The organism is Binatus sp. (SeqCode), assembly GCF_050013435.1.
In the GTDB taxonomy this organism is placed as follows: domain Bacteria; phylum Desulfobacterota; class Binatia; order Binatales; family Binataceae; genus Binatus.
The window spans coordinates 22,214-47,730 of record NZ_JBEKFG010000013.1 but is presented as its reverse complement, the minus strand read 5'-3'; the positions used below and the strand labels follow the sequence as shown (position 1 = coordinate 47,730).

The following is a 25,517-nucleotide window of genomic DNA, read 5'->3' as shown; positions in this document are numbered from 1 at the left end:
TTCAAAAACGTCGCCCGGCTGCCGTTGTAGGCAATCGCTGGATCGATGATTGGCCTTGGCCGTAATTCCCTGCTATGGCTGGTAAAGGCACCCCTATGAGGCTCATAGGGGTGCCTAATCCATAAGGATGGCAGGCCTGCGATGGGTAAGAACGGCGGCAAGGCACCTCGCACCCTCTTGACGCTCGAAGAAGCGCTCAGGGAGTTTGCGCGCAAGAGGGATCAAGCTGGCGTAAACACAAAGCAAGCGACCGCTCCGGCCACCAACGTCCGCTTCGATGCCTTTTCGGCCACGGTCAAGCGTGAGGGCGATGCGACTGCGGAACGCGACCTCAAGTCGCCAGATGACGGCGCGAGTGCTTCCGCGCGGCGCAACGCAGCGGACGCGGAGATACCGGTGGGCGCGGAGATCGTCGCGGTGATCGATGGCGATGCGCGTACGCTCAAGCAGCTCGAGCAACTCGACGCCGCTGAGAAAGCCTACCTGGAAGATTTTCCCGCGAGCGCGCCAGACAATGCCGAAGTCGAAGACGGCTCGGAAGTTGGCGAAGCGGCCGCGGTGGCAATCCCGGCCCGCCATTTCCTGGTTAGCAAATTCGCGCTCACCGCGATGGGCGCCGCGCTGACGGGGTTGGCGGCGTTCCTGATTACTCGCGTGCCAATCGGCAATAACCAACCACGATTGGTAGCGCAGACGATCGCGATACCGGCGCTGAAGGCATCCTCGCCGATGAGCGCGGACGACCTGAGAGCGACGCCCGCCATAATCCCGGACACCGGCGTCAAACTGGTCGCGGCTGGATCCAGGCTCAAATCCGACCAACTCGAGGCCCGAATCAAGCACACGCTTAAGTTGCGCGCCTTCCACGATGTCGGCGTATCCGTGTCGAAGATGGGCGATGTGTACCTGGCGGGCGAAGTTTATAGTCTCAATGAAGTGCACAAAATCACGCAAATCGTGCACCGCGTGAACGGCGTGAATCGGGTTCATTTTCTGCATCCCGACCTTCGACCTGCGGATGGTCCCGCATACTTCGGCGTGACGACGGCGTCGGCGCCCGAAGTCTGGGGAGCGAAGGTGCAGGCCGTGTTCATCGGGTCGCCGGCGGATAAGGCCGGGATCAAGCCGGACGATGTGATCAGCGAGTTTGACGGGAAAACGATTCCCGACGCAAAAACATTAAACGATCTCCTCGCGCAGTATTCCCCCGGCCAGCGCGTGCAATTGCGCGCATGGCATGACGGCCGGCCCGAGTATTTGGTGGCGCGCCTGGGCGAGGCGACGACGGTGGCGAGCCGGTAAGCGAGCGGCGCTGCTATAGCCGGTGCTTTAGGGGCGGTTATCGAACCGCCCCTTTTTCTTGGGCGCTACGCGTCGATGAAGCGTCCCGCCTCCCGGAACCGACCGCCAATCCGCAGGATTTTGACGCGCGGCGCTGAGTTCTTCTGCCCGTCTTTCGCTAGCAATAGCGCGATGTGACCCACATTTTTCAAGATTCTCAGTGTTTGACAGGCGCGAATGGTCACTATTGACTTCTTCGTAGCACGGTTAGAGGCTGTATTGTGGGTTTTTGTAGGGCATTGAGCGATACGGCTCGCTTAAAGGGGAACTGACAAGTTTCCCACAGGGGGAGGCTCAGCGTTACGATGGCATCCTCGGAAGATATTCTGACCATCTCGGAGTTGTCGGCGCATCTTCGCGTCCATCCAACTACGATTTATCGCTTGCTGCGCGAAGGGCGAATACCCGGTTTCCGGGTCGGTAGTGCATGGCGATTCAGCCGCGCGGCGATCGAAATTTGGGAGAAAGAGCAAGCCGAACCAATCGGCGGAGAACCCGTGCCCATCCGCAAACCCAAAGGCCGCAAGGGACGAAAGTAGCGGCAAACTATTCTCCGCGCGCCTGCTTTTCTGTCATCCTCAGCGAAGTCGAGTGATCATGCTTCGCTCGGATTGACAAAAGGAAAAAAGGACGGCGCGACGTGGACTCCAGCGAAACCTCCGGGCATCGCTCACCTTCAAATATTGCCGAGTACTTCGGCCGCTTAGCCGCCACTTATGGCGACGGCGAGTACTACGGGAATCGGCGCCGCGCCGTCCTCGAGGCGATCGCCGGGGAACTCGCGGATGCGCGCGACGTGCTCGATGTCGGATGCGGCAATGGCGCCTATCTCGCGAAGTTTGCGGCGGCGCCCGGAAATCGCGTTCGTGGGGTGACCGGCGCCGACTTGTCGATCGAAATGCTGCTGGCCGCACGCCGGCGAGTCGGCCTGGAATGCCGGCTGCTTTGCGCGGACGTGTCACGACTGCCGTTCAAGCCGGCGTCGTTCGATTTCATTTTCGCCAGCCACGTCCTGCAGTTCGTCGCCGATGTCGATCTCGATGGCGTCGTGGCGGAGTTCGCGCGATGCTTGCCGCCCGGCGGATTGCTGGTCGCGACCGGGCGGCGGGACGAAGGTTTTCGCCAGATGCTGAGCGCGATCGTCGGTCCTGACCGATGGCGCGAATATCGCGAGGTGATCTTCCAGCATGTGCCGCGCCGCGCCGCCGATGCGAGTCCCAATGATCGCTACCAGCAGGCGTTCGCCAGGTCCGGTCTGCGCGTCGAGGAACGCGCCGCGCCGTTTACGGTCGGGTGGGCGGATATCGAAGAGCTGATCAACGTCAGATGGATGCCGTTGATACCCGAGGGCGAGCGCGAACAGGCCGGCGCGATGCTGGCGGAAATCGCGGAGCTTGCCAAGGCCGGCCCGTCGCCCCGCTTGACGCTGCGCGAACCGCTGATCCTCGGCAGGCGCGATGGCTGAGCTTGGCGGCGTTTGACAAGCGCGCGGTCAACCTAATAGCTAACCTTCAAAAGCAAATGGCGGAGAGTCTCGCGCCGATGCCGACCAAATACACCGATGTAAAAGGATACGCGACCTACTACCACTACAGCGGCGCGACGACGCTGCCCGACGTGGTGCCGGACTTTTCACGCGGCCGCAGGATTTTATTCGTTCACGGCGCCGGCTCGAACGGCCACACCTGGCATCGCCAGATCGACGCGTTTGGCGCCAAGCACAGTCCGATCGCGCTCGATCTGCCCGGCCATGGCCGCTCGGCGGGCGTCGAGGGGCTGCGCACGGTCGGCGACTACGCCGACTTCGTCGCGGCTTTTCTTGAGATGTTGAAGATCAAATCGGCGGTGATACTGGGGCATTCGATGGGCGGCGCGATTGCGATGGACCTGGCGATCCGGCACGCCACGCGCGTCGAGGCGTTGATCCTCAGTTGCACGGCGCCGAAGTTCAACATCGCGGCCGATCGAATCGAGGCATTGCGCGCAATCATGATGGGCCGGGCGCCGCAGGCCTTCAACACTGACGGCTATTCGCCCCGCACGGTGAAGGAAAACTTCGACGTCGTCCGCGAAGGCTGGATGGAACAAATCAAGACCGATCCGCGGGTGCGCTACACCGACATCCTCGCCTGCTCGCAGGTCGATTTGCGCGACGCGATCGCAAAGATCGACAAGCCGGCGCTGGCGATTGCCGGGGCTGACGACAAGGGCACCACCCCGGCCGACGCGGAGTTTATCGCGGGCAAGATTCGCGGTGCGAGTTGCAAGATTATCGCGGACGCCGGCCACTATATACCGCGCGAGCGTCCCGCCGAGTACAACGCCGCGATCGAACAGTTCGTTTCTTCACTGGCGAGCTGAAGTAGGAATTAGAGATGAGTTTAACCCGCAAAACCGCAGTCGCCGGCGTGTTCGAGCATCCCACCCGCTTCGCGCCGGACAAAAGTCTGTTTCAGATAATGGCGGAGAGCGTGCGTGGCGCGCTGGACGACGCCGGGTTGACGATCAAGGACGTGAACGGGCTGTGCACGACCGGAATCGGGATGAGCGGGATGGGCATCGTCGGTTTTTGCGATTACCTGAACCTGACGCCGAACTTTGTCGACTCGACTTCGATCGGCGGGTCGTCGTTCGTGGCGCACACCGCGCACGCCGCGGCCGCTATCCACGCCGGGCTGTGCGACGTATGCGTGGTGGTCTATGGCTCGACGGCGGCCTCGTCGCGGTTTGCCATTGGCACCGGCGGAGAACGCGGCGGCGCAGGCGATCCCTGCGACCAGTACGAGATTCCGTTCGGGCCGACTACCGTCGGGGCGTACGCGATGATCGCGCAGCGCCATATGCATGACTACGGGACGACCGCCGAGCAGCTCGCCGAAATAGCGGTCACGACGCGCCTGCATGCGTCCATGAATCCGGCCGCCAAGTACCGCGACCCGATCACGGTGCAAGACGTGCTCGCGTCGCGAATCATCTCGTCGCCGCTGCATCTGCTGGATTGCTGCATCATCAGCGACGGCGGCGGCGCGTTGGTGATCACCTCGGCCGAGCGCGCGCGCGATTTGAAGAAAAAGCCGGTTTACATCCTGGGCGTGGGCGAGACGGTGCGCCACGCGGCGCGCGGGCAGCGCGATTTTCTGGAAATCGCGGCGGCGCAATCGGGGCGGCTGGCGTTCGAGCGCGCCGGCGTCGCGCACAAGGACATCGACATGGCGATGATCTACGACTCGTTCACGATCACCGTGCTGGCCACGCTGGAGAATCTCGGCTTTTGCAAGCGCGGCGAAGGCGGCGCGTTCGTGTCGGGCGGACGGCTGCGCTTCGACGGTGAATTTCCGATCAACACCGACGGCGGAGGGTTGTCTTCGAATCATCCGGGGATGCGCGGAATCTTTTTGGTGATCGAGGCGGCCAAACAACTGCGCGGCGAATGCGGTCCGCGGCAGGTCAAGGATTGCAAAATCGCGCTCGTGCACGGCACCGGCGGCGCGCTGGGCACGCGGCATTCGGGCGCGACGCTTATCCTCGGCAACCAGTAAGCTTGGGGGCGGACGAAAAATCATGGCGGAACAGACGCAAGCGAAGAAATACTCGAAGCCACTCCCGCATATCGACGAAGAGAACCGTCCGTGGTGGGAGGCGCTGCAACGGCACGAACTTTACATCCAGAAATGCGCCGAGTGCGGCGAGCTGCGCTACTATCCGCGCGCGCTATGCACGAATTGCATGTCGTCGCAGGTGCAATGGATAAAATGCAGCGGGCGCGGCAAGGTCTATACCTTCACCACCACGTATCAGAACCAGGCGCCCGGGTTTCGCGAGTCGTTGCCGTACATCATGGCCTACGTCGAGTTGGAGGAGGGCGTGAAAATGCTCACCAACCTTGTCGACTGCCAGCCGGAACAGGCTAAAATAGGGATGCCCGTCGAGGTCGTATACGAGGACGTCACGCCCGCAGTGACGCTCGCGAAATTTCGCCCGGCGAGGTGAGGGCTCAATCCTGGTGAGTACAATCCTTGATCTCCATTCGCATAGCGAAGCATCGGAAGACAGCCGCGCACCGGTAGAGGCGTACCTCAACTGGATCAAGCTGCGCCAGGCCGAGCGGCCGATCGATGGAATCGTTCTGACCGAGCATCGCCAGTTCAATCGCGACGCCGACTACCGCAATCTCGAGGACAAATTCGGAACGCTGGTGTTGCGCGCGTCGGAAGTCGAGACCACCTACGGACACATGCTGGTGTTCGGGGTGAACGACGACATGATCGCGCGCTTCGATTTTACCGACGTGCGGCTCGACGCGCAGACTTTGATCGACGAAGTGGCGCGGATGGGCGGAATTGTCGTGCCGTGCCATCCCGGCCGCCCCAATATCGGGCTCTACGAGCATTATCAGTCGAGGCCGCCGCTGCAGAACGTGGTCGCGGTCGAAGCGCTCAACGGCGGCTCGCGCAAGGGCGAGGACGAGCGCAGCGCGGAATTGATCGCGAAGCACGGGTTTGCCGCGACCGGCGGTTCCGACAGCCATCTGGTGAGCCTGATCGGGCTGTGCGCGACGAAATTCAGCGCGTACATCAAGACGATCGACGACCTGGTGCGGGAATTGAAGACCGGCAACTACGAGCCGGTGGATTTCCGGCCGCGGCGCAAAACCGTGCCGCATGCGGTCGCGATGGAAACCCGGTAGCGCCGCATCAGCGATAGCGAGAAAACCACGATGGCAGTGAATTACGATCCGGCGCTGATCAACAAGGTCTTCGAAATCACCGAGCCGGTCGAGGTCAAGGCGGAGAAGATACAGCGCTACTGCGCGGCGCTGGGCGAGACCAATCCGATATACACGGACGAGGAGGCGGCGAAAAAAGGCCCGAACGGCGGGATCGTCGCGCCGCCGTCGTTCGCGGTGACGTTCCGCAACGGGCGGCATTTCTTCGAGAACGTGCCGCGCTTCGGAATGCGCGGCTTCGACGCCGGCAAGGATGTCGAGTTCGTCGCGCCGATCAGGCCCGGCGACAATGTAACGCTCAGCTCGCACGTGAAGGAAATTTACGAGAAAACGGGACGGACGGGCATGATGGTGTTCGTCGTAATCCGCTCGACGCTGAAGAACCAGAAAGGTGAAGTGCTGGCCCATATCGACCATCGCTTCATGAACCGCCCCTGAACGCGGCGGTATCGGGAAGTCGAACCAGGTGAACAGTTTCGAAGAGATTAAAATCGGAGACACGCTCGGCCCGCTCGAGCTGTTCGTGAGCAAGGATCAGTGCCGCGCCTACGCCAAAACGATGGGCATGGGCGACGGCGCGGGACGCTTCACCGACGATGAAGCCGCCAGGAAAGAGGGGCTGCCCGGGATGATCATTCCGGGCAACATGAGCCTCGGATTGCTCTCGAAGCTGGTGACGGATTGGATCGGCACGAGCAACGCGTGGCTGACGCGGATGAGCACGACCTATCGGGTGCCGGTGCAACCCGATCACACGGTGACGATTCACGGTTTTATCACGAACAAGAATGCCGAGAATCGCACGGCCGAGATCGACGTCTGGATGGAGAACGAGGAGTCGGAGCGGCTGGTGACGGGGACGGCGACGGTCGAGTTCCGCAAGTAGCCGGTAGGATTGGCCTCATCCGCATCTTGATAGAATGAAAGTGCTCGCCTCTCGAAACTTAGGAAAGGCAGCACTTGAATTCAAAGATACGCAGTTTTCGCGACGCTCGGGGGCACCCTGGCCGCTTTGCCAATAACTGGTCGGTCGATTCTGTACTCCTCCCGCCGAGAGTTCGAAGTAGCCCGTAATCAAGTGTTTCTTTACCTGAACGCCAGTTATGGTGCGATAGGGGCTCTGAAAAACATTCGAGCCGAACGTCTGACCAGTCATAAAGCCGGCCTTCAGAATGAGGACACGTTTGTCCGTACAAACAAGTGCTTCCTTAAAGGCCCCCTTCAATTTGATCTGAATTCTTTCATTCGGTTCAAGCAGTTCCGACAGCACCTTCTCCAAGCGGCTCGGTAGTTGATCGATAAGATGGGCGACCGGCGCGGCCGGCGCTTGCGGCGTGACCGGCTTTGCGGTAGCTGCACCGGCGGCTGATATTGGATTGCCGCAGTGGCCGCAGAAGTTCCTTGCACCAGTTACAGCCGTCCCACATTTAGTGCAAAACATGTTCCCCTCCCTCTAAGGTTTCCTCGCACGGCGAAAGTCAGCTACCTCGAAGAATCACAGTTGGCGGATAGATATCATCGACGGCACGGTTCGCGAAATAACTGGTGTGTGGGAGGCAAATCGCGCGGGGCGGGTCGCGCGGGCGTGAAACCTCTAATTGGGGCGCCATTGCTTCGCCGATTGCCGCGCGATATGCCAAGTCAGATGCTTCCCTTGCGATAATTCACGCCGGGCGGGGAGCGTATCGAGCAATGCTGACAGCTTCGCGGGTGACAGCTTCACGGGAATTCCAGGTGATGGCAAAGCCGGCGGGTGCGGTCTGCAACCTCGACTGCAGCTACTGCTATTACCTCGACAAGTCGGCCCTGTATCCCAGCGGCGAAGCGCTGCGGATGACCGACGATCTGCTCGAACGCTATATCGCCGAGCATATCGAGGCGTCCCCTAAAGAGCTGATTCTCTTCCAGTGGCACGGCGGCGAGCCCACCATATTGGGGCTGGATTATTTTCGGCGAATCGTCGAGCTCCAGCGCAAGCATCGGCCCGCCGGACGCCAGATCCTCAACGGCATCCAGACCAACGGCACGCTGATCGACGACGATTGGTGCCGCTTCCTCGCCGCGGAACACTTCCAGGTCGGCATCAGTATCGACGGACCCAGGGCGCTCCATGACTGCTATCGGGTGACCAAGGGCGGACGCCCAACCCATAAGCAGGTGATGCAGTCGTGGCGGCTGTTGAAGCGCTACCGGGTTCCATCCGACGTGCTGTGCGTCGTCCATCGTGAGAACGTCCGGCAGCCGACTGCGGTTTACCGCTTTTTCAAGGAGCTGGGCGTCGAGTGCCTGCAATTCCTTCCGCTGGTCGTGCGGCAAGGCGGTAGCGGGGTAAGCGCGGAAACGGTGCCGGTGGAGGCCTACGGAGAGTTCCTGTGCACGATTTTCGACGAGTGGGTCCGCAATGATATCGGCCGTATCGCTATCCAGAACTTCGACGAGGCGCTAAGACCGTTGCTCGGCGTGGAGCATGCTTTGTGCCTGTTCAAGGAGACCTGCGGCAATGTCGTCGTCGTCGAGCATAACGGAGATTTCTACTCCTGCGATCATTTTGTCGACCAAGAGCATCGCGTCGGGAACATCCTCGAAACCCCGCTCGCGGAAATACTGGAGGACCCGGCGCAGCGCGACTTCGGACGTATCAAGCGCGACGGAATCCCCCGATACTGCCGGGAGTGCGAGGTCCTGAGCTCGTGCAATGGCGGATGTCCAAAGGACCGATTTGCCCGCACACCCGACGGCGAATCGGGGCTTAACTATCTTTGCCCGGGTCTGAAAAAGTTTTTCATCCATAGCCGACCACCCCTGCAAAGGATCGCGTCGCTGATGCGGTCGGGCGTGCCGGTGGAACGGCTCATGGATAGTCTGCGCTCCGAAGATGGCGAAGCCGCCGCTCGAGCAGGGCGCAACGATCCTTGCCCCTGTGGCAGCGGCCTGAAGTACAAGAAGTGTTGCCTCGATCCTCGAAAATCGCAGCTTGATTAGGATCGTATTGAATGCGGAACCCACCGTGGGTTTGCAGGGGTGACCCCTGCACTCAATGTTAAGGCCGCGCTCCGTTGTCGCGCGCGGCATGAAGGAAGAATCACCTGCGCGGTGAGCGGCAGGGGCTGCAGCCCCTGCACCCGCAGTGAGAAGACGCGAAAATCTGCGCAGCGCATCTTTTCGCGACTACGCGATGGGCAGGGGTGACCCCTGCACCCAGTGAAAAGAAAAGATGCGGCCTGACGGCCTGCTAGGACTTTTTTTGAGTCATCCTGAGCGAAGCGAAGGAACCCGGATCCGGGATTCTTCGCTTCGCAGACTCCGCTCTAGAATGACACGGGTGGGCGCGGACTGTGCACCCGCAGTGAGAAGACGCGAAAATCTGTGCAAAGCATCTTTTCGCGACTATGCAATGGAAGAGACCGCGCGCGACAACGGAGCGCGGCCTTAATACTGGGTGCAGGGCTCAGGCCCTGCTAGAGGGCGCGGAGTTCGGTTGAAATGTCGCCGCGGGTTGCCAGGGTCGCGGGTATGAACCCGCTGGCTGCTCCTATCAGGGCGGCGATCATGAAGCTGTAGGCAACGACTCGCGGCGACAGCGTCAGCGCCATCGCCAGCGGACCGAGCGCTCCGGAAAGATACGGCAACACTTCGAATCCCAGTATCGCCAGGCCGCATCCGAGCGCACCGCTGGTCACGCCGACGATCAGCCCCTCGACGAGGATTCGCGCAATGATCGAGTTGCGCGTGAATCCAATCGCGCGCATCACCGCCATCTCGTGGCGACGCTCCCGCACCGCCATCGCGGCCGTGTTCACGGCGACCAGCCCGATCGTGAAGATCACGATCACCGCGAGAAATTTTGCGCCGCTAAGCAGCAGGGAAATATTGCTGGCCATCTCGTTCTTGATCAGCTCGACTTCGGTTTCGGTGACCGTCTCGTGCGCCGAATTGGCGAACATCTCGTCGATTGCGCCGATCACCGAGGGCGCCGATTGCGAGCGGTCTATTTTCACCCAGAACAGGTTGACGGTGCCGGGCCGGTGGAGCAGTTCTTCCATGTAGTCGCGCTTGAAAATAATTCGAGGACCCGCGGCTTCCCCGTTCAGCACGCCGACAATTGTCAGCTGCAGATCGACCAGATACACCGTCCCGCGCAGCATCACCGTGTCGCCGACTTTCCATCCGTAATTCTTCATCAAGGTGGTCGAGACCAGGCCCGCCGTGCGCATCCCTTTGAATTCGTGTTCGGCTTGCGCGCTCACTTCCCAATCGGGAAAGATTTCGCGGATATGATCGTCGTCCATGGCGAGGATGCCGATCTGCTCGTTCGGATCGCGATAAGTTCCCATGAAGACGCTGTAGCCCGCCACCGCGTCGACGTGTGGCACGGCTTCGATCTGCCGCCGATACGCTTCGGGCAGCATGTAGAAGAAGCCCGCCTTGCTGTGGCAGATGAGACGCAGCGAGTTGGCGCGATCGCGCAGGACCTGGTCGAGCAGCGCGGGCAGGCTGATCAGGGAGGCGAAGATGAATACCGAGACGGTGATCGACAGCACGGTAAGAATCGTGCGCCGCTTGTTGCGGGTCAGGTTGATGAGCACGAGCGGCAGGTATTTCATGGCGCGAACTTAATTGTAGTGAAACCCACCGTGGGTTACAGGGGTGACCCCTGCACCCAATGTTAAAGCAAAGATGCGGGCTGACGGCCTGTAAGAACTTTTTTGTGTCATCCTGAGCGAAGCGAAGGAACCCGGATCCGGGATTCTTCCCCTTCGAGTACTCAGGGCTTCGGCTCAATCACAGCAGCTTTCGCTCAGAATGACACGCAAGGGCGAGCGGATTGAGTGAAGGGTGTGAAGCTCGGCTAGACCAGCAGGGAGCCGCGGAAGGGCTCGTCACGCGGCGGAGGGAACTGGAGCAGGTTGATCGCCCATTTGCGCGCCTGGCGCAGCGCGTCCTCGGCGCGGCGGAAGATTCGCTCGCGATACATCACCGACCATACGTACGCGTCGACCGACGGCTCCTCGCCGAGCGTGATGTCGAGCATCCAGTCCTCGAGCTGCGGGCCGCATATCAGCAGGCGCACGACGCGCCCGTGATCGATCACGATGCCGCGGGCCTCGCGCGGGATGCGAAACTCGTCCTTGACGCGCTTGATGACATTGGGCGGCGCATGCTGCTCGGTCATCGCGACGTAGGCCCAGTCGCCCTGCGGAGGATTGGCCGCGCGCGCGATGCGCAGGTTGTTGTCGGTCAGGTCTTCCTTGGCGCGATCCTGATCGTAGTCGCGCGCGACCTGGTAAAAGGCCATCGCGACCGGCAACTGCGGCATCTCAGTCTCGGACTTGGCCTGCTTGGGTTTCTTGAAGGTGGTTTCGACCCACCAGCGGTTTTCGACGTTGGGCTTTTGCGGCATCAGGCAACCCGGCGGGATTTGCGAGCGTCGATGCGAGCAGTGCGCCTCGATTTTCGTGCGATCGAAATACGCGGGTGGCGCTTGCGGATCCGATTTGCGGCGCGACGCGTGCTTGAGATCCCCGCCCGGGTGCGCGAGCGCGATGAGCCGCGGCGGACGGGGACTCTAAGCCCGCTCACCATCCGGCGCGAGAACAGGTCGGCTTTGCGCTCGGCGTCGGACCAGAACAGGAAATGACCCATCTCGTGGTAGATCATTTGAATCCACAGGCGCTCGCTGAAATAGACGCGTCCGCGTTTCCAGTTTTCGGGATGCACGAGATGGATGCGGCCGTCTTCGTAGGTGCGGCCTGCCGTCTTGCCCCAATCGATATACTCGAACCATTCGACCCGCGGGCGGCGCAGCTTGAAGTATCGGCACATCGAGGCGATGGCGCGGTTGAAATGCGCGGCGCGATGGCCGCGGAAAAATTCGGCGAGGTTGCGATCAATTTCGCGGCGATGAGCGACAGGCGGAACAATCATTCGCACAACCAGGCGACCTCCGCTGACAGGTGATAACGATCAGATAAAGATCATATGGAGGCGCGTTCGTCAGAGTCAAATCTTTTCAGGAAATCCGAGTTTATACCGTCGTTTGATTTTCACCTCATGGTACAAAACGCTTCGCGGCAGCGGGTTTGGTGAATCGAACGGGCTGAAATCTAACCCAGGGTGCCGGAGGCTTTGAGACTGGCGATCTGGTCCCACGTCAGGCCCATTTCGAGCGCGACTTCCTCGGTATGCTGGCCGAGTTCGGGCGCCGCACGATGGGGGACTGGGTCGGCGCCGCCAAACTCGACGGGGCTGTTCACGACGCGGCATCCGGGAATATTCGGATGGTCCACGGCGGCGAAAGCGCCAATAGCTTCGGCCTGCGGATCGACGAGCACTTCGGCGTCGGTGCGAACGGGCGCCCAGATGAGATTGTGGCGATCGAAAATCGGCGCCCAATCGTCGCAAGTCCTCAGCGCAATCGCGCGATCTATTTCGCCGGTGAGCGCGGCGCAGTTTTGCGCGCGGGCGACTGAATCCTTGAAGCGCGGATCGCCCCGCCAATCCGGTTTGCCGAGCGCGAGGCAGAAATCCGGCCAAAAGCGATCGCTTTGGATCATCACGAAGTAAATCCATCGCGCGTCGGCGCATCGATAGGAACTCCACATCGGATTTATGCGCTCGGTCCGCGACTCGGATTGTGGCGAGTGGCCGGTCATGAGCCCGATGGTAAGATCCGACGCGTTCATCCACAGACCCATCGAGAACAGCGAGATGTCGACCTCGCGGCCGCGGCCGCTGCGCTCGCGTGCGAGCAGGGCGGCTGAGATTGCGCCCGCCAGGCCCAGGCCGACGGCGTGATCGATCATCGCGGGCCGCTGCCCGGGCGGCGACTGTCCCGGCTCGGCGATCGTCGCCATCAGGCCCGAGCGCGCCCACGAGGCGGCGTAGTCATAGGCCGGGCGATTGCGATCGGGTCCGCGATGCCCGTAGCCGTTGATCGACCCGTAGATGAGCCGCGGATTTTTCGCGGACAGCGATGCGTAGTCGAGTTTCATGCGCTCGAGGGCGTCGAGGCGCAGGCTGGTGACGAAGACGTCGGCGCGTTCGATCAGCTTGAGCGCGAAGGCGTGGCCGTCGGGGCGGCGCAAGTCGACGGCGACCGAGCGCTTATTGCGATTGTCGAGTTCAAACGGCGGACGGATGCGCGCATTGGGATCACCCATGGTGCGCGTTACGAAGCCGCGAATCGGGTCTCCGGTGGTCGGGTCTTCGAGCTTGATAACGTCGGCGCCCCAGTCGCCCAGCACGGTGGTGGTGGACGGGCCGGCGACCCACATCGCAACTTCGACAACTCTGACGCCCTTGAGCGGACGGTCCATCGCAAAGGTCTCCTTCATCGGATGAGACCGAATTCGTATCAGGAGTCGGTGGAAGAGTGAAACCGCGCGCGCGGTTTCTCAGTCCGCGTGCGACCTGAATCGGACGACTGAATCGGAGGGTTAGTCGCTAGCGGACGGGAGCGACGCGGCGCAGCCCGCGCCGATCGCGCCGGCGCGTTCGATTAACCGTCAAGCGTTGGATTCGGCTAGCTTCCTTGAGCCGCAGGCGCAGCGGAGCGCCGCCGCGGCCGGCGACCAGTTCGGACAGCCGCCATCGCAAGCCCCGGGTATCCATGCTGAGCGCGTCGCATACGTTGTCAAATGACAACGGAGAAGTTACGCCCTTGGTGAAGATCCAGTTCCACGCCTCGTTAAACGAGTTGCGCTTGCGCAGGCTGGTCGAGCTGCCGCATTCCTGCACGACGTTGATCGCGTCGGCCAGCACCGCGAGCATCAGGCGCTGCTCGCTGGAGAGCGATCTCGTGCCGACCATCTCGAAGAACTGGCTGCGGAGGATAACGTCGGGAAAGGGACGCGAATCAGTGTCAGCGATTGCAAAGGCGACGGCATTCATTGTTCAGCTTTCTCCCTCCTGCGGAAGAGCCTGAGTGCAGAAAATTTGCCGCGGCAAATTAATGAACCCAGCAGCATCTCTTATGCGAATCCTCTTTCCGTCTAATGTTGACGGAGAAAGAAACTTAGTGAGAAATCTAACTCATTGCAAGGGAACAGTGGCAGCAAAAATGGTGGTGGTGGCGAGCCTCAGATTGAGTCAAATTTGCCCAATGATTACGCCGAAATCAGCGAAACGGCGTCGCAGACGCGCACGCGGCGCCGACGGACCGATGCGCTCACCGGCGCGAAGGGCAGTCGTTGTCGATACGAGCGGACGGTCTGCTATAGTTGAATTCTCAGACGCAAGCGCGACGGCGGTGGCTGAAGAACACAACCACTGGAATGGGCGGCGCGCATTCGGCAGCATTGGGAACAATTGAATCGGTGGAAATGGATCAGGCACAAAAACATCGGAAGACACGGCAGGTAACGATCGGCGGCACCAAGCTCGGCGGCGATGCGCCCGTGGTGGTGCAATCGATGTGCGCGACGCGAACGATCGACGTGGATAAGACGGTCGCGCAGGCCCATCAGTTGGCCAACGCGGGCGCGGGAATTGTCCGAATCGCGATGGACAACGAAAAGGAAATCCCGGCGCTCAAGGAAATCCGCGCGCAGACCAGGGGCATCGTGCTGTCGGTCGATTTGCAGGAGAACTACAAGATCGCCGGCCGGGTGGCGCCGCACGTCGACAAGATTCGCTACAACCCCGGCCATCTGCACCATATAGAAAAGTCGAAGACGATCAAGCAGAAGGTGAAATGGCTGGTGGATGTGGCCCGCGACAACAACCTCGCGCTCCGCATCGGGGTTAACTGCGGCTCGGTCGCGCCGGCGTTTATCGACAAGTATCCGGGCGATCAACTGGCCGCGATCGTCGAGTCGGCGGCGTACCATTGCGAGCTGATGGACGAGCTGGGCTTCACCCGTTTCGTCGTGTCGCTCAAGGATTCCGATCCCAACAAGGTGATGGACGCGAATCGGCGCTTCTCGAAGCGCCGGCCCGACGTGCCTCTTCATCTTGGCGTCACGGAGGCGGGGTTGCCGCCCGACGGAATCATCAAGACCCGGATCGCGTTCGAAAAACTGCTCGCGCAGGGTATCGGCGATACGATCCGCGTCTCGCTGACGCTGCCCAACGAGCGCAAGCACGAGGAAGTGACAGTAGGGCACAAGATTATCGAGGACGTCGCCGCAGGCAGGTTCATCTCGGTGCCGGAGTTCGGCGCGGGGCTCAACATCATCTCGTGCCCGTCGTGCTCGCGGGTCGAGAACGAGAAGTTCGTCGAGCTGGCGCAGCAGGTCAAGGAACTCACGACTTACGCGCAGAAGTACAAGATCACGATTGCGGTGATGGGATGTCGAGTTAACGGGCCGGGCGAGACCGATGACGCCGACCTCGGGTTGTGGTGCGGTCCGACCACGGTGAATCTCAAGAAGAAAGATAAAAAGATCGGTTATTTCGGCTACGAGGAAGTGCTGCCCAAGCTGCGCGCCGAGCTGGATCGGTTGATCGCCGAGCGCTCGCCAGCCGCCGCCGCTACGAATTAGGCGAGACGCGCTTGCGCGCGAGATCCTTCGGCTGCGCTCAGGATGACGGAAAAAGAGGGCGCACGGGCAAGGCAAATAAAGATCCGGGATTCTTCGCTGCGCTCAAGAATGACACAAAAAGGTGAGCCGGCGGCCTTTTGTGATGCGCCGCGGAACCCTCACCTACCGACCGTCGAGCGGCGGCTGCGCACAAGGTAGCTAAACAATTATGATGAGAAAGAACATGATGCTCAGCGAAGTCCGAATCGGCGATGGTCTGCGCGACGATGGTGTGTCCTTCATGAAAACCCCTCCCGTTGAATTTTGCGCTCCAGTTTCGCGCGATCCAGTGCCTGGCAGGCGGTTGCTGCGCGGGAGCGCGTTTGAGTACCTTTCGCGGCTCGCCATATTCTCCGTCGTCCCTGTGTTGGCCGTTGGGATCTGGGCCTGTTCGAGCAAACCCCACATGGAAGGCGCTATCGTTGCGCCGAACTCTGGCGTCATCGTACGCGGCCCCACTTCGGTATCGCCGACCGCAACTCCAACCGCTGCCGCTACGAATTAAGCGCGGCGCGCTTGCGCGCGAGATCCTTCGGCTTCGCTCAGGATGACGGAAAAGGAAGGCGCGCGGGCTCCTTCTTGATCAATCCCTTCTAACAGGGCGAAGCCCGGCCGTGGCGACGGTGGCGCAGTATTACGCCGTTGGCAGTGGCCGCGCGCGACAACGGAACGCGGCCTTAACGGTGGGTGCAGGGCTCAGCCCTGCGGTGCAGGGGTCACCCCTGCTCAGATCTTCTGATTGGTCTTGCGCCAGTCGGCCAGGAAGCGCTCGAGCCCGAGATCCGTCAGCGGATGATGCAGCGTCTGCTTGAGCACGGCGAACGGCACCGTCGCGATATCGGCGCCGACCGCAGCCGCACGCAACAGATGCGTGGTGTTGCGCACCGACGCGACCAGCACCTCGGCCGGGTAGTCGTAGTTCGACAGTATCTGCACCATATCCTCGACGATCGCGAATCCGTCCTGTCCGATGTCATCGAGCCGTCCGATAAACGGCGACAGAAACGAGGCGCCGACTTTGGCCGCCGCGAGCGCCTGGAGCGGAGTGAAGATCAGCGTGACGTTGACGCGGATGCCGCGTTTGGCGAGCGCGTGGGTCGCCTTGAGGCCTTCGATGATCATCGGGCACTTGACGACGATGTTCTTGTGGACCTTGGCGAGCTTTTCGCCCTCTTCGATCATCGCGGACGCTTCGGTCGAGATGACTTCGGCGCTGATCGGTCCGTCGACGATTTCGCAAATCTCGCGCAGCACGTCGTGATACGGGCGCCCGGTTTTCGCCATCAAGGACGGATTGGTGGTGACTCCGTCGATGATTCCCCAACTGGCGGCCTCGCGAATCTCGGCGACCTCCGCGGTATCGATAAAATACTTCATCTGGTGAATGCCTCGCGTTTTGACGATTGCGGCCTGAGCAGGTCCGCTCGCGCAAGCGTAACACGAAACGGCGACTTAAGTCCCGCGAGCATTTCGGAAATCGACGCGTTGAGTTTCGGATGGATCAGCGCGGGCGCCAGCTCGCTCATGGGGGCGAGCACGAAGCGGCGCTCATGAAGGCGCGGATGCGGAACTTTGAGGATCCGCGTGTCGATGGTCTCCTTGTTGAAGAACAGCAAATCAAGGTCGATGATTCGCGGCCGGTACTTGCCGCGGGATTGCTTGCGTCCCTTGACGCGCTTGCGGCCCATGATTCGCTCGAGCGCGAGCAGCCGGCGCATCAGCACTTCGGCGGCCAGTTCAGTCTCGATTTCGATGACGCCGTTTAGAAACGCGCCCTTGAGATCGCCCATCGGCTCGGTCTCGTAGATCGAGGATTGGCGCACGATCCTCGTGTCCGGGATCGCGGCGATCCGGGCAATCGCCTCGCGATAATTGGCGGCACGATCGCCTAGATTACTGCCTATTCCGATGAAAGCCCGATTGGGCATCCTCGCCGTTAAAACCGCAGCGCCTTTAATCGGTCCACCGCCTCGACCAACCGTTCGCTCGACACCGTAAGCGCGAAGCGAACGTATCCCTCACCACCCTTGCCGAATCCGGAGCCGGGCGTAATCGCGACGCCGGCTTCCTTCAACACGCGCTCGGTAAATGAAACCGAGGTGTAACCACGCGGAACTTTGCTCCAGACGTAAAAGGTCGCCCGCGGCTTCTCGCATTCCAGCCCGAGCGCGCGGATCGATTCGATCAGCAGATCGCGGCGTTGCTTGTAGATTGCGCAATATTCGGCGAGCTGGTCGCCGTCTCCCCCTTCCAGGCCCGTGATCGCGGCTTCCTGCACCGCCTGGAAAACGCCGGAATCCATGTTGGTCTTGACCTTGCCGAGCGCGCCGATCAATTGGGCATTGCCAATCGCGAAGCCGACGCGCCATCCGGTCATCGAAAAAGTCTTCGATAGCGAGTGGAACTCGATTGCGCATTCGCGCGAGCCTTGCGCCTGGAAAACGCTCGGGGCTCGATAGCCGTCGTAGGCAATTTCGGAGTAGGCGCTGTCGTGGGCGAGGATGATGTCGTGCTTGAGGCAGAATTTGACCGCATCTTCGAAAAAGGAGAGGTCCACAGTCGCCGCGGTTGGATTGTTCGGATAGTTCAGCCACAGCATCCGGGCGCGGCGCGCCACTTCGGCGGGAATCGAGGCTAGATCGGGAACGAATCCGTTTTCTTTTCTGAGCGGCAGAAAATACGGCTCGCCGCCGTTGAAGACGCATCCCGAGTAGTACACCGGGTATCCGGGGTCGGGAATCAGCACGATGTCGCCGGGATCGACGACGGCGGTCGAGAAGTTTGCGATGCCTTCCTTGGAGCCGATCAGGGCGCAGACCTCGCGCTGATGGTCGAAGCTGACGCCGAAACGCCGCCGGTACCAATCCGCAGCCGCATTGCGAAATCGCGGCAAGCCTTCGTAGTCGGGATAGCGGTGATTTGCCGGGTCGTCGGCGGCGCGCTTGAGCGTCTCGACGATGTGGCGCGGAGTGGGCAGGTCGGGGTCGCCGATCGAGAGGCTGATAACGTCAACACCCTTGCTTGCCACTTCCTTCTTCAGGCGGTCAAGCTCGGCAAAAAGGTAGGGCGGTAAAAGACCCAGTCGAGAAGCAGTCTTGATTTGCACCTGTTGAAAAGCCTCAGACCACAAGGCTTGGTCATAAGTAACATACTTTGCGGACCGTCGAAACTACCTGGCGCAATAAATCAGCGTTCTCGCCCGTCGCCAATCCACAGGTGCGCGCGTCGATTGGACGATCCAATTCAGCGGGAATCATTAACTATCTTTACTTGGAGCGACGGTACTGTTAGAAACTTTACCTGCCGAACAGTGTCGCGGCTGCGCTTTTTGCCCTATTTACAAGCCTGATTGTGAGTATGAACCGGATCGTGCTGGTGCTCGCCCTGTCGATGCTTGCCCTGGGAGGGGCAGTGATCGCGCTGTCGCAGCGGCCATGGGCGCCCCGGGCAGATGTAGTTCAGCCGATACCATTTAGCCATCGAGTACACGCCGGGGTGAACCAAATTCCCTGTATGTATTGCCATGCCGATGCAGGCCGATCGTCCGAGCCGGGTATCCCGGCGGTAGCCAAATGCGTGGGATGCCACGGCAACCGGATTGCGGGAGGCGCAGTCCAGCCGGTGACGCGGGCGTGGACGGACGACACGCCGGCGGCGTTCGAGATTCAGTGGAATCGCGTGTACGCGCTGCCCGACTTCGTGCGCTTCACCCATCGGCCGCATATTCATGCCGGCCTGCCATGCCAGACCTGTCACGGCCCGGTGCAAACGATGGATCGCGTGGTGCCGGCGTTTGAAATCAACATGGGCTTCTGCGTGGACTGTCACACGGAGAAGAAAGCGACGCTCGACTGCGTTGGCTGTCATCACTGAGTGAGTAGGTAGATGCGCGAGCGACCGTCGATATCCAGGCGATCATTCATCAAGCTGGCCGCGACTGCGGGTGCGGCGGCGGCGATCCCTGGCTGCGAGCCGGCGGCGAGGAAGCTGATCCCGTACGTCGTGCCCGATGAGAACGTAATTCCCGGCGTGCCGAGTTTCTTTGCCACGACGTGTTCGGAGTGCCCTGCCGGATGCGGCATGGTGGCGCGAATCCGGGAAGGGCGCGTCGTCAAGCTGGAGGGCAATCCGGCCGATCCCATCGGCCAGGGTTCTTTGTGCGCCCGGGGACAGGCGGCGCTGCAAGGTCTGTACAATCCCGATCGGCTTGCGCGTCCGCAGGTTCGCGGCGGCGACGGCGCGCTGCGGAGCGTTTCGTGGGACGACGCGGGCAAAATGCTCGGCGACCGGCTGGCGGCGGCGTCGCAGGCGGGCAGGGATCGCGTGGCGTTCTTCGGTTCGCCGCCGGGCCCGACGTTGAGAAAAATCGCGCTCGCGTTCGTCGGCGCTTATGGCTCGTCGCGCGCGATATTTTACGAGGCTATCAACCAGGAACCGGCGCGGGTTGCGGCGAAAACGCTCTTCGGAAAGCGCGACCTGCCTTCGTATCGAATCGATCAGGCCGAAGTGCTGATATCCTTCGGCGCGGACTTCCTCGAGACCTGGCAATCTCCGGTGGAACTCGCGCGCCAGTACTCGCTGTTTCGCACGCCGCGTGAGCGCCACGGCCGGCTGGCCATTGGCCGCGCCACCTATGTCGGCCCGCGGCTGGGCATGACGGCGTCGAAGTGCGACGACTGGATCGCGACTGCTCCGGGCGCGGAGGCCGACGTTGCGTGGAGCGTGCTCAACGTGCTCATCAAGCAGCGCTGGGTTTCGCAGAACTCGGGTCTCGATCTCGCGGCACTGACCCGGGCGGTCGCGAATTTCGATCCGGCTGCCACCAGCGCGCGCACCGGCGTGCCGGTGGAAACCATTACCAGGCTTGGCGAGACGTTCGGCAAGGCGGACGGCGCGCTGGCAATCGCGGGCACGGACGATTCGTCGGCTCATCTTGCGGCGATGATTCTCAACGCGGTCACCGGCAATTTCGGCAAGACCGTGATGTTCCTCGAAGGCTCGCCGGCCGAGGAGACCAGCACGCCGGATGAAGTGGACGCGGCGGTTGACGCGATGCGCGGCGGCAAGATCGATGCGCTGTTCATCGCGGGCGGAAATCCGGTCTTCACGATGCCGGCGTCGGCGCAAGTCGCCGAGGCGATCCGGAGAGTTCCGTTCGTCGTGTGGGCGGGAGGCGTGCCGGACGAGTCCGCCACGATGGCGAATCTGCTCCTGCCGGCGCATCATCCGCTCGAATCGTGGCGTGACACGGCGCCGCGCGCGGGAATCCGCGGACTGGGACAGCCGGTCATGCAGCCGGTGTTCGAGAGCAAGCCGGTGGGCGATATCCTGCTTGCGGCAGCCGCGGGATCGTCGAGCGCGAAACTTCCGTGGGCGAGCGCGGCGGATGCCGTCAAGGCTGAATGGCTGGCGCTGGCTCCCAAAGCAGACAGCGCTGATCCGGAAGATTTTTGGATACGCGTCCGCCGCGAAGGCGGATTGTTCGAGGAACAGCATCTCGCGGCGCTCAACTTCGACACGTCTGCGCTCAAGGCGCCCGCACCAGCCGCGGCTCAGCCGGAACTTTCCGTTTACGCCTACCCGCACCTGTTTCTTTACGACGGCCGCGGCGCCGACAAGCCGTGGCTGCAGGAATTGCCCGAGCCGGTCACGCAAATCGTGTGGGACAGCTGGGCCGAGATACATCCCGAGACGGCGCGCAAGCTCGGCGTCGCCCGGGACGACATCATCGAGATCAAAACGGAGCACGGCGCAATCGAGGCGCCGGTCCTGGTCCAGAGCACGGTTCGTCCGGGTGTGATCGCGGTTCCTTTGGGGCAGGGGCACCGCGCGTACGGCCGTTATGCGAAAGACGTCGGCGCAAATGCGTGGGCGATATTGGCGGCGGGCGCGACCAGCGCGGCCGCGACCGCGCGCGCGACCGGCAAGACTCGCACGCTGGTTTCACCGCTGGGCAAGAGCGACATGATGGGCCGATCGATCGTCGAGGCGGTGAGCATCGATCAGTTGGCGCGCGGCGTGGTTCCCAAAAGCGAGGCCGAACAAGTCACCGGGCCGTTCGAAATGTACCCGCCCTGGAAATATTCCGGGCACAAATGGGGCATGACGATCGACGTCAATGCGTGCACCGGATGCAGCGCGTGCGTCACCGCGTGCTACGCGGAGAACAATGTCCCGACGGTGGGCAGGGACGGAGTCGATAACGGCCGAATCATGTCGTGGATTCGCATCGAGCGTTATTTCCCGCCGGCCGCGGAAGCGGCGGATGCGCCGCAGCTCTACCTCGCGCCGATGCTGTGTCAGCAGTGCGATCACGCGCCGTGCGAGCCGGTCTGCCCGGTGTTTGCGTCCTATCACACCGAAGAAGGCCTCAACGGCCAGGTTTACAATCGATGCGTCGGCACGCGCTATTGCGAAAACAACTGTCCGTACAAGGTGCGCCGATTCAACTGGTTCGTGCCCGAGTGGCCCGCGCCGCTCAATCTGCAACTCAACCCGGACGTGACGGTGCGCGGCGCCGGCGTGATGGAGAAATGCACGTTCTGCGTGCAGCGAATCCAGTTCGCCGAGCTCAACGCCAGGACTGAAGATCGCGAGTTGCGCGACGGCGAGATCGTCACGGCCTGCCAGCAGGCGTGCCCGACGCGCGCAATCACGTTTGGCGACAGCAACGATCCCGCCAGCGCGATGATGCGCCGGCGCGAGGACAACAAGCTGCGCAACTATCGCGCGCTCGAAGAACTCAACACGCAACCGGCTATCACGTATCTGCGCGATCTCTATCGCGAGAAAGGAAAGGCCTGAGTGGCTGCGGCGCCGAAGATAACAGCAGAGCCGAGTTACCGCGACATCGACCGCAGCGTGCTGCGGGTGATGGAACCGGCCGGCCGCGCGTACTGGGCGTGGATCGGTTTCTGCTTCACGCTGGTGGCGATCGCCGCCGCGATGTGGCTTCGCCAGATCTACTCGGGACTGGGCGTGACGGGACTTCGCCAGCCCGTGATGTGGGCAATCTACATTACTAACTTCGTTTTCTGGGTCGGCATCGCGCACTCGGGGACGTTGATCTCCGCGATTCTGTTTTTGTTCCGCACCAAGTGGCGCACCGCGGTTTATCGCGCCGCGGAGACGATGACTATATTTGCGGTCGCGACGGCGGGACTGTATCCGCTGATCCATCTTGGCCGCGTATGGTTTTTCTACTGGCTATTGCCATACCCTAATCAGCGATACTTACAGCCCGACTTCCGCTCGCCGCTGGTGTGGGACGCTTTCGCAGTGAGTACTTATCTGACTATTAGCGCGCTGTTCTGGACGATGGGACTGATTCCCGACGTTGCCAACGCGCGCGAGGCCGCGACCGGATGGCGCAAGAAGTTCTACACGGCGCTCGCCATGGGATGGCAGGGCACCGATCGCCAGTGGCGGCATTACTCAATGGCGTACCTGCTGATGGCGGGCCTGGCGACTCCGCTGGTGCTTTCGGTGCATTCGGTGGTGTCGTGGGATTTCGCGATGGCGATAAATCCGGGCTGGCACAGCACGCTTTTCGCGCCATACTTCGTCGCCGGCGCGATCTTTTCCGGCGTCGCGATGGTCATCACGCTGCTAATCCCGATGCGCAAGCTGCTCGGCATCGAGGACCTGCTGACGGAGTGGCATTTCGACAATCTCGCCAAAGTCGTGCTGCTGACCTCGCTGGTCGTCTCGTACGCGTACCTCACGGAAGCTTTTATGACCTGGTACGCGGGCGATCCGGTAGAGCAAATGACCTTCCACATGCGCTACTTCGGGCCGTGGGGATGGATGTACTGGATAATGGTCTTGTGCAACTGCGTAATACCATTGTTGCTATTTTCCCCGCGCATCCGGGTCAACATGAGGGCGCTCTGGATAATCACAATTTTCGTGAACATCGGGATGTGGTTCGAGCGTTTCGTGATTATCGCGGGTTCGCTGACGGCAAACTTCGAGCCTTCGCAGTGGGCCGGCTACCGTCCGTCGATCACGGAAATCATGATCACGATCGGCAGCTTCGCGTGGTTCCTGGGGCTGTTCTCGTTGTTTTCCAGGTTCCTGCCGATCATCTCGATGACGGAGCTTAAAGAGGGAATCGTCTGGCTTCGCAAGGCGATCAAGATGGATCGCGTCAGAGCCGAATGAGCACGATAGCGATCATAAGTTCGTTTGCGGATGACACTCGATGCGCGCAAGCGATCGAGGAGCTCCGCGCGGCGCAGGTCGGCACTTTCAATACCTTCTCGCCGATCCCGAGCCACAAAATCGAACATGCAATCGGCCGCTCGAAGAGCCCGGTGCGATGGCTGGTGCTGGCAGGCGGAATTTCGGGCGTGCTTACCGGGCTCGCGATAACGATTGGAACAACTTACGAGTGGCATCTCAACGCGGGCGGCAAGCCGCTCTTGTCATGGCCGCCGTTCATCGTGATCTGCTTCGAGTTGATGGTCCTGCTGGGCGGAATTTTCGGCTTCTTCGGGGTGCTGATGTTGTCGGGTGTGCCCACGACCGTGAGCGCGCCGGGGTACGACGGGCGCTTCGGCGAGGATCGATTCGGGATCGTGGTTCGATGCGAGGAGGCGGAAGCGGCGCGGGTCGAGTCGATGCTGAAAGAATCGGGCGCGGAAGAAGTCGTTCGCGAAGACGAGGCGCAGCCGCGATGAGCACCAATCTTCAACGGGCGCATCGCGAGCATCCGGCGACGAAGCCGCGCGCCGTCGAGTCGGTGGCCGGCGCGACGCTGAGCACGGTGGCCGGCGCGATGATCGTGCTCGGCGCGATCGCGTTCGGGTTAGCGCTGATCCGGGGCGAAGCCGCGATCGCATGGGAAGCCTATCTCGTCAACCTGCTGTTCTTCCTTGGCATCGCGCAAGGCGCGCTGGTCGCGTCGGCGGCGTTTTATCTGACGCAGGCAAAGTGGGGTGGTTCGACGCCGTATCGGCTCGGCGAGGCGTTCGCGCCATTTCTGTGGGTGGGATTTTTTCTGTTCTTTGGGCTGTACTTCGGCCGCAGTTTGATTTTCCCGTGGGTAACGCATCCGATCGCGCAGAAGGCTGCGTGGCTGAATACTCCGTTTCTTTTTGCGCGCGATGGAATCGGGCTCGGCGTGATGGCTGCGGCGAGCTTCGCGTTTATTCGCGTCTCGCGTCGGGATGACGCACGGGCGTGGACGATTGCCACCGACGAGATCGAGTTGCCGCCGCATTCGATACGAGTATTGGCTCCGCTGGTTGCGGTTCTGTTCGCGGCGGTCTATTCGCTGATCGCATTCGATTTGGTCATGTCGCTGGCGCCGGTGTGGCGCAGCACGCTTTTCGGCTGGTATTTCTTCGCCGGGTGCTTCTGGAGCGGATTGACCGCGATGGCTCTCACAGCGACCGTGCTGCGCGGCCGTTTGGGCGGGAACAACCTGTTCACCAATCCCACCGTCATGCACGACTTTGGCAAGATGGTCTTCGCGTTCTCGGTATTCTGGATATATCTGCTGTTCTCGCAGTACATCGTGATCTGGTACGGCGATCTGCCGGTGGAAACTTTCTTTATCGTTCAACGGGTGCATCACATGCCATGGTCGCCGCTATCGGTGGCGTGCCTGGTTTTGATCTGGCTGATTCCATTCACGGCGCTGATGAGCGTGCGGGCCAAAAGGACGCCGGTGATTCTCGGTACGGTGGCGGTACTGGGGCTGGCCGGGATGTGGCTCGAGCGTTACGTGCTGGTGGTTCCGTCGCTGTCGCTCGACGCGATCCCGTTTGGCGTCACGCAACTTCTGATATCGATCGGTTTCCTGGGCGCATTTCTGCTGTCGGCGGTGCCGGGACTGAACCGCGTCGCGCAGGCCGCGACCTCCGGAGAACCGGTTGGAGACGATGCGCAATGATCGGGAGCGGTTCAAATAGGTATTCGATCGC

At 61.5% G+C, this 25,517-nt stretch carries 25 protein-coding genes; 16 read left to right on the top strand and 9 right to left on the bottom strand.

Features of this window, described 5'->3' with window-relative positions; translation table 11 throughout:
- Positions 1-141: 141 nt before the first annotated feature.
- The 9 genes from ABSB13_RS04505 (at position 142) to ABSB13_RS04465 (ending at position 6,953) form a co-directional block, all read left to right on the top strand.
- Entirely contained in the window at positions 142-1,302 is a 1,161-nt protein-coding gene (locus tag ABSB13_RS04505; RefSeq protein WP_428105827.1) for a PDZ domain-containing protein, read from the top strand.
- 344 nt (positions 1,303-1,646) lie between these two features.
- Entirely contained in the window at positions 1,647-1,880 is a 234-nt protein-coding gene (locus tag ABSB13_RS04500) for a helix-turn-helix domain-containing protein (RefSeq protein ID WP_428105825.1), read from the top strand.
- A gap of 101 nt (positions 1,881-1,981) precedes the next feature.
- A complete protein-coding gene (locus ABSB13_RS04495) occupies positions 1,982-2,806 on the top strand; it encodes a class I SAM-dependent methyltransferase (RefSeq protein ID WP_428105823.1) in 825 nt (274 codons plus the stop codon).
- A gap of 56 nt (positions 2,807-2,862) precedes the next feature.
- Complete coding sequence (locus ABSB13_RS04490) at positions 2,863-3,702, top strand: alpha/beta fold hydrolase (protein ID WP_428105822.1); 840 nt, start codon at positions 2,863-2,865, stop codon at positions 3,700-3,702.
- Positions 3,703-3,716: 14 nt separating this feature from the next.
- A complete protein-coding gene (locus ABSB13_RS04485) occupies positions 3,717-4,880 on the top strand; it encodes an acetyl-CoA acetyltransferase (protein ID WP_428105820.1) in 1,164 nt (387 codons plus the stop codon).
- A gap of 22 nt (positions 4,881-4,902) precedes the next feature.
- Positions 4,903-5,331 (top strand): Zn-ribbon domain-containing OB-fold protein, encoded by a 429-nt coding sequence (locus ABSB13_RS04480; RefSeq protein WP_428105818.1) that lies wholly within the window; start codon positions 4,903-4,905, stop codon positions 5,329-5,331.
- Between the two features lie 13 nt (positions 5,332-5,344).
- Positions 5,345-6,028, top strand: a complete 684-nt coding sequence (locus ABSB13_RS04475) for a PHP-associated domain-containing protein (protein ID WP_428105817.1) — start codon at positions 5,345-5,347, stop codon at positions 6,026-6,028.
- A gap of 30 nt (positions 6,029-6,058) precedes the next feature.
- Entirely contained in the window at positions 6,059-6,505 is a 447-nt protein-coding gene (locus ABSB13_RS04470; protein WP_428105816.1) for an FAS1-like dehydratase domain-containing protein, read from the top strand.
- Positions 6,506-6,533: 28 nt separating this feature from the next.
- A complete protein-coding gene (locus tag ABSB13_RS04465; protein ID WP_428105814.1) occupies positions 6,534-6,953 on the top strand; it encodes a MaoC family dehydratase in 420 nt (139 codons plus the stop codon).
- Between the two features lie 15 nt (positions 6,954-6,968).
- Here ABSB13_RS04465 and ABSB13_RS04460 read toward each other — a convergent pair whose 3' ends face one another.
- Positions 6,969-7,508, bottom strand: coding sequence for a PH domain-containing protein (locus tag ABSB13_RS04460; protein WP_428105813.1), 540 nt, complete (start codon positions 7,506-7,508; stop codon positions 6,969-6,971).
- A gap of 251 nt (positions 7,509-7,759) precedes the next feature.
- Between ABSB13_RS04460 and ABSB13_RS04455 the strand changes: the two genes are divergently transcribed.
- The gene (locus ABSB13_RS04455; protein ID WP_428105811.1) at positions 7,760-9,049 is read left to right on the top strand and encodes an anaerobic sulfatase maturase; all 1,290 of its coding nucleotides are present in this window, start codon (positions 7,760-7,762) and stop codon (positions 9,047-9,049) included.
- A gap of 476 nt (positions 9,050-9,525) precedes the next feature.
- Here ABSB13_RS04455 and ABSB13_RS04450 read toward each other — a convergent pair whose 3' ends face one another.
- The 5 genes from ABSB13_RS04450 to ABSB13_RS04430 form a co-directional block, all read right to left on the bottom strand.
- A complete protein-coding gene (locus ABSB13_RS04450) occupies positions 9,526-10,671 on the bottom strand; it encodes an ABC transporter permease (RefSeq protein ID WP_428105810.1) in 1,146 nt (381 codons plus the stop codon).
- Positions 10,672-10,916: 245 nt separating this feature from the next.
- Positions 10,917-11,468 (bottom strand): hypothetical protein, encoded by a 552-nt coding sequence (locus ABSB13_RS04445; protein WP_428105808.1) that lies wholly within the window; start codon positions 11,466-11,468, stop codon positions 10,917-10,919.
- Complete coding sequence (locus tag ABSB13_RS04440) at positions 11,468-11,992, bottom strand: hypothetical protein (protein ID WP_428105807.1); 525 nt, start codon at positions 11,990-11,992, stop codon at positions 11,468-11,470. The genes ABSB13_RS04445 and ABSB13_RS04440 overlap by 1 nt, the downstream gene beginning before the upstream one ends.
- A 179-nt stretch (positions 11,993-12,171) precedes the next feature.
- Positions 12,172-13,401 (bottom strand): CaiB/BaiF CoA transferase family protein, encoded by a 1,230-nt coding sequence (locus ABSB13_RS04435; RefSeq protein WP_428105806.1) that lies wholly within the window; start codon positions 13,399-13,401, stop codon positions 12,172-12,174.
- Between the two features lie 109 nt (positions 13,402-13,510).
- On the bottom strand, positions 13,511-13,957 hold the full coding sequence (locus ABSB13_RS04430) for a hypothetical protein (protein ID WP_428105805.1): 447 nt from the start codon (positions 13,955-13,957) through the stop codon (positions 13,511-13,513).
- Between the two features lie 431 nt (positions 13,958-14,388).
- Here ABSB13_RS04430 and ispG point away from each other — a divergent pair, with 431 nt between their 5' ends.
- Positions 14,389-15,549: a (E)-4-hydroxy-3-methylbut-2-enyl-diphosphate synthase gene (ispG, locus tag ABSB13_RS04425; RefSeq protein WP_428105803.1), complete on the top strand. Its 1,161-nt coding sequence runs from the start codon at positions 14,389-14,391 to the stop codon at positions 15,547-15,549.
- A 765-nt stretch (positions 15,550-16,314) separates the two neighbouring features.
- Here ispG and fsa read toward each other — a convergent pair.
- From fsa to ABSB13_RS04410, 3 genes are read right to left on the bottom strand one after another with little or no spacing between them, the layout of a single operon-like run.
- The gene (gene fsa / locus ABSB13_RS04420; RefSeq protein ID WP_424673614.1) at positions 16,315-16,965 is read right to left on the bottom strand and encodes a fructose-6-phosphate aldolase; all 651 of its coding nucleotides are present in this window, start codon (positions 16,963-16,965) and stop codon (positions 16,315-16,317) included.
- Entirely contained in the window at positions 16,962-17,516 is a 555-nt protein-coding gene (folK, locus tag ABSB13_RS04415; protein ID WP_428105802.1) for a 2-amino-4-hydroxy-6-hydroxymethyldihydropteridine diphosphokinase, read from the bottom strand. Before folK ends, fsa begins: the two co-directional genes overlap by 4 nt.
- A gap of 8 nt (positions 17,517-17,524) precedes the next feature.
- A complete protein-coding gene (locus ABSB13_RS04410; protein WP_428105801.1) occupies positions 17,525-18,694 on the bottom strand; it encodes an LL-diaminopimelate aminotransferase in 1,170 nt (389 codons plus the stop codon).
- A 251-nt stretch (positions 18,695-18,945) separates the two neighbouring features.
- On the opposite strand from ABSB13_RS04410, the gene ABSB13_RS04405 reads away from it, so the two are divergent.
- Genes ABSB13_RS04405 through ABSB13_RS04385 form a run of 5 tightly spaced genes read left to right on the top strand, consistent with a single transcriptional unit; the run spans position 18,946 to position 25,486 of the window.
- Positions 18,946-19,461: a cytochrome c3 family protein gene (locus ABSB13_RS04405; protein WP_428105799.1), complete on the top strand. Its 516-nt coding sequence runs from the start codon at positions 18,946-18,948 to the stop codon at positions 19,459-19,461.
- Between the two features lie 12 nt (positions 19,462-19,473).
- Positions 19,474-22,392, top strand: coding sequence for a molybdopterin-dependent oxidoreductase (locus tag ABSB13_RS04400; RefSeq protein WP_428105798.1), 2,919 nt, complete (start codon positions 19,474-19,476; stop codon positions 22,390-22,392).
- Positions 22,393-23,751: an NrfD/PsrC family molybdoenzyme membrane anchor subunit gene (gene nrfD / locus ABSB13_RS04395; RefSeq protein ID WP_428105797.1), complete on the top strand. Its 1,359-nt coding sequence runs from the start codon at positions 22,393-22,395 to the stop codon at positions 23,749-23,751.
- Entirely contained in the window at positions 23,748-24,269 is a 522-nt protein-coding gene (locus tag ABSB13_RS04390) for a DUF3341 domain-containing protein (protein WP_428105796.1), read from the top strand. The genes nrfD and ABSB13_RS04390 overlap by 4 nt, the downstream gene beginning before the upstream one ends.
- The gene (locus tag ABSB13_RS04385; protein ID WP_428105794.1) at positions 24,266-25,486 is read left to right on the top strand and encodes a hypothetical protein; all 1,221 of its coding nucleotides are present in this window, start codon (positions 24,266-24,268) and stop codon (positions 25,484-25,486) included. The genes ABSB13_RS04390 and ABSB13_RS04385 overlap by 4 nt, the downstream gene beginning before the upstream one ends.
- Positions 25,487-25,517: the final 31 nt, after the last annotated feature.